The organism is Chitinivorax sp. B (assembly GCF_005503445.1).
In the GTDB taxonomy this organism is placed as follows: domain Bacteria; phylum Pseudomonadota; class Gammaproteobacteria; order Burkholderiales; family SCOH01; genus Chitinivorax.
Window position 1 is genome coordinate 1 of sequence record NZ_SCOH01000103.1, and the last position, 4,661, is coordinate 4,661.

Below are 4,661 nucleotides of genomic sequence, written 5' to 3' on the forward strand. Positions count from 1 at the left end.
TGCCAACGGTGGATGCCGCCGATCAAGCGACCCGCTACGGCTACGACCGGGCCGGCCAGCTGACAAGCACCACCAATGCCCTCAACCAGGTCAGCCGCAACGAATACGACGGTTTCGGCAATGTGGTGCGCAGTACCGATACCGGCCAGCAGGTCAGCCAGCAACGTTTCGATGCCCTGAACCGGTTGGTGGAAAGCACCGATGCACTGGGCCGTCGCACGGTCTATGCGTACGACGCTGCCGGTAACCGCATCAGCAGCAGCCTGTACGACGTGGGCGGGACCGTACCGGCCGTGGTCAACCGCTATCGTTACGACGCGGCCAACCGCTTGGTGGAAGAATCCATCGACGGCGTCGCCGGCAGCACCGTCTATGGTTACGACCATGCGGGTAACAAGACCAGCGTCACCGACGGCAATGGTCACACCACGCTGTACACCTATGACGCCAACCGTCGTCTGGAAACCCAGACCGATGCCGAAGGCAATGTCACCCGCTATGGTTACGATGCGGTCGGCAACCGCACCCACCTCACCAATGGCGCCGGCAAGACCACCACCTATCGCTATGACAGCCTGCGACAGCTGGTGGAAGAAATCGACGCCAACCAGATCAGCGTCAAGCATCAGTACGACGCCGTCGGTAACCGGATTGCCGACACCGATGGCAATGGCCACACCGTGCAGCTGCGTTACGACCTGGTTAACCGCCTGATCAGCGAAACCAGTGCCCGCACTGTGGTCACCCGCTACCAGTACGACAGCTTCGGCAACCTGCGCATCAAACAAAGCGGCAATGCCGAGCGCACCATCAGCTGGCGTTACGACTATGACCTGCTCAACCGTCAAACCGCGGAAGTCAGTGGTGAAGGCTACCGCACCGAGTACGACTACGATGCGGCCGGCAATCGCACCACCTTACGCAAAGCGTTGGACCTGGCCGCCAGCCAATGGCAAGTCACCCGTCAGGGTTACGACGCGCTGGGCCGCGAGAGCTGGCGCCTGCACAGCGGTGGCCAACTGACCCGTACCCGTTACGACGCCCAAGGCAATGTCGCCAGCCGCACCGTGTATGGCAACGTCAGCGACATCCCGGGCAGCGAACCGGTGCCCCGTGATGGCGACAGCGGCCTCAGCGTCAGCTATCGTTACAACGGTCGCCGCCAGTTGCTCAGCGAAACCGGCGTAGATGGCCAAGTCACCACCTATGGCTATGACGCTGCCGGCAACCTGCAAGAGAAGATCGAGTTCAGCGGCACCGCGCAAGCCCGTCGCACCACCTATGGTTACGACAAGGCCAATCGCAAAACCCGCGACACCGATGCCCTCAACGTCGATACCCGCTACGCCTACGATGGCGCCAACCGCGTCATCACCCGCACCGAAGCGGCCGGCCAAGGTCGCCTCAGCGTCACTCAGCTGAAGTATGACGACGTCGGCAACCTGATCCGTCAGGAAGACGGCCTGGGCCATGTCGTAACGCAGCAGTTCGACAACAACCGCAACCTCAAAGAAAAGCGCGAAGCGGACAGCACCCTTGCCCAGCGCATCACCACCTACCGTTACGATGCCGACAACCAGGTCATCGAGATCAACGGCAGTGGCAGCCTGCAACAACTGCGTTATGACGCCTTCGGCAACAAGGTCGAAGTCCGTCTGGGCGGCGAAGGCGGCCCGCGCAACCTGTTCCGTTACGACAATGATCAGCGTTTGATCCAGTCTACCGACGGCAATGGGGTGGAAGCGACCTACCGTTATGACGGCGTCGGCAATCGTCTGGAGAAAGTGGAAGGTAGCAACCAGGGTCACCAGGCCCGCCTGACCCAGGTGCGTTACGACGCGGCCAACCGCATCAGCAGTGAAACCAATGCGCTGGGTTACACCACCAGCTACACCTATGACGACCGCGGCAACCGCGCTAGCGCCACCATCGGCCAATACCTGCTGACCCCGCAGGACGCCGGCTATGATGCGGCGAAAGCTGCCTTGGCCAAGCCGACCACCACCCACTACACCTACGATGCCGCCGGTCGAGTATTGACCCTGCTCACCGCCGGTGGCCGGTTGACCCACAACCAGTACGACGCCGCTGGCAAGCTGGTGAGCAGCACCCTCAGTCGGGCCGATGGCAGCGAGGCCCGCACCACCCGCTATCGTTACGACCTGTTGGGCCGACCCACCCAGGTCATCGACGCGGAAGGCTTCGGTAGCCTGACCGAATATGACGAAGCCGGCCAGAAGACCCGTGTCAGCAGCGGCGTCTACCTGCTGCAAGCGGGGGACAGTGGTTACGATGCCGCCAAGGCTGCCCGTGCCGCCACCCTGGTCACCCGTTACGAGTACGACCTGAACGGCCAGGTGACCGCCGAAGTGAACGGGGTCGGTGATCGCACCGAGTACCGTTACGACGGCCTGGGCAACCGCACCGCCAAGATCCAGGCGGCCGGTACCGCCCTGGCCCGCACCACCACCTATCAGTACGACAATGCCGGTCGACTGGTGGAAACCACCACCCCGGAAGGGGGGCGCAGCAAGCGTCGCTATCACCCGGTGTTTGCCGACAAGGTCATCGCCGAAGACAGCCTGCAAGGCACCCGCGATGGCCAGGAAATCTGGCTGAGCCGGACCTATGGCTACGATGCTGCCCTGCGTCAGGTGGGGGAGCACACCGATGGTGGGCTGGACTTCAGCTACGACTATGATGTGTTTGGCAACCAGACCGACAAATGGTTGGGCGCCAGCGGCAGCACCCGCCCCACGGAAGGCGACGTCCCCCGTGTAGCGGGCAGTGGCCTGCATGTCGTCCATGTCGACTACGACGCGCTGAACCGCAAACTCAGCGAAACCGATGCCGACGGCAACACCAACCGCTTCCGTCACGACAGCCGCGGCAACCTGATCTGGCAGCAAGACGCGCTGGGTCGCGTATCCCGCTTCTATTACGACCAGGACAACCTGTTGGTGATGGGGGTGGACGCCCACGGTGCGGTGACTCGCTACCAGTACGACCTCAACGGCAACAAACTGGCCAGCCGCCAGTTCGCCACCCTGCTCAGCACCCCGGTGGCGGATCTGGATGACTTCCAGGCACCGACTGTCAGCGAGCAGACCACCGACCGGCTCAGCCAGTGGCAATACGACCTGGCTGGCCAAGTACGCAGCGAAACCCAGCCGGACGGCAGTCGCACCGACTATGTCCGCGATGGCGCCGGCCAGGTGCTGGAGCAACGTGCCTACGCCAACACCGCCCAACCGCGCGTCACCCAGCTCAGCTATGACGCCGCCGGCCGGGTGCAGACCCAACTGGAACCGACCGGCCTGAAGACCACCCTCGGCTACGATGCGGCCGGCAACAAAGTGCGCCAGGAAGCAGTGGACACCCGCAATCCGGCCAGCGCTGCCCGTGTCACGGTCTGGGAATACGACCGCGACAACCGCCAGATCACCGAGATCACCGACCCGGCGGGGCTGAAACTGACCGTCCGTGCCGAATACGACAAAGTGGGCAACCTGGTGGCGCATATTGACGGGGACGGCCGTCGCAGCGAATTCCGCTTCGACCGCTACAACCGCCAGGTCGAACAACGCGATGGTGCTGGCAACCTGATCAGCAGCGTCAGCTACGACGCCCGTGGCCGGGTACAGACCGCCAGCGATGCCAAGGGCAGCGTCAGCTTCACCTATGACGACCTCAACCGCAAACTGACCGAAACCCGGTCCGTCGCGTGGCAATCGTTGAACGGCAGCGGCAACCAGCTGGAAACCCGCTACCAGTACGACGCCGTTGGCAATGTGGTGCAACTGACCCAGCCGGATGGCGCCCGTTCCACCCGTTACTACGACCAGGGCAACCGCCTGGTGGCGGAACTGGACGTCGATCAAGTCCTGCACCGCTATCGTTACAACGCTTACGGGCAAGTCACGGAAGAAACCGTCTACCTGACCCGCCTCGACCCGAGCGCGCATGACCCGCTGCAACCGCCGGCTGCACCGCAAGGCGAATCGCGGCTGATCCGCCGCGACTACGACCTGGCTGGCCGGGTCACCCGTGTCCGTTACCCGGACATCGTGGTCACCGAACTGACCGACCGCAACCGTGTCAACCCGGGCGTCAAGCAGACCGTCATCACCCCGGAAGAAAGCCATGTCTACAACGCCTATGGCGAAGACCTGGACAGCCGCGACAAGGATAGCCGTCGCACCCTGCAGTACTTCGATGCGGCAGGCCGGGTGGTGGCCAAGGTGGATGCGGCCGGCTACCTGACCGAACTGGACTACGACGCCAGCGGTAATGTGTTGCAACAACGGGCTTACCTGGGTCAACTCGACCTGGCCAGCCTCAACCCAAACCAGCGTCCAGCCGGGGTGGGGGGTGTCGCCGTCACCGACTTCCGCTTTGATGTGGCCGGTCGGCTGGTGGAGCAACTGGACCCGGCCCGGGATGTGGCCGACAGCGCCGGCAACGTGCGCAGTGGCTACCGGCCGAAGACGGTGTTCGCCTACAACGCGGCCGGTCAGCTGACCCACAAGGTGGTGGGGGCCGACAGCAGCAATGCGATTCATAGTTGGCAGTACTTCGATGCGGCTGGGCGGATGGTGGGCACCATCGACCAGAAGCGCATGTTGACCTTGTTGACCTATGATGCGCGCGGGAACAAGACC

At 63.4% G+C, this 4,661-nt stretch carries 1 protein-coding gene; it reads left to right on the forward strand.

Annotation, left to right across the window (positions count from 1 at the left end; all coding sequences use genetic code 11):
• The coding region (locus FFS57_RS24355) for an RHS repeat domain-containing protein (protein WP_137940419.1) at nt 1-4,661 on the forward strand (4,661 nt) is incomplete at both ends.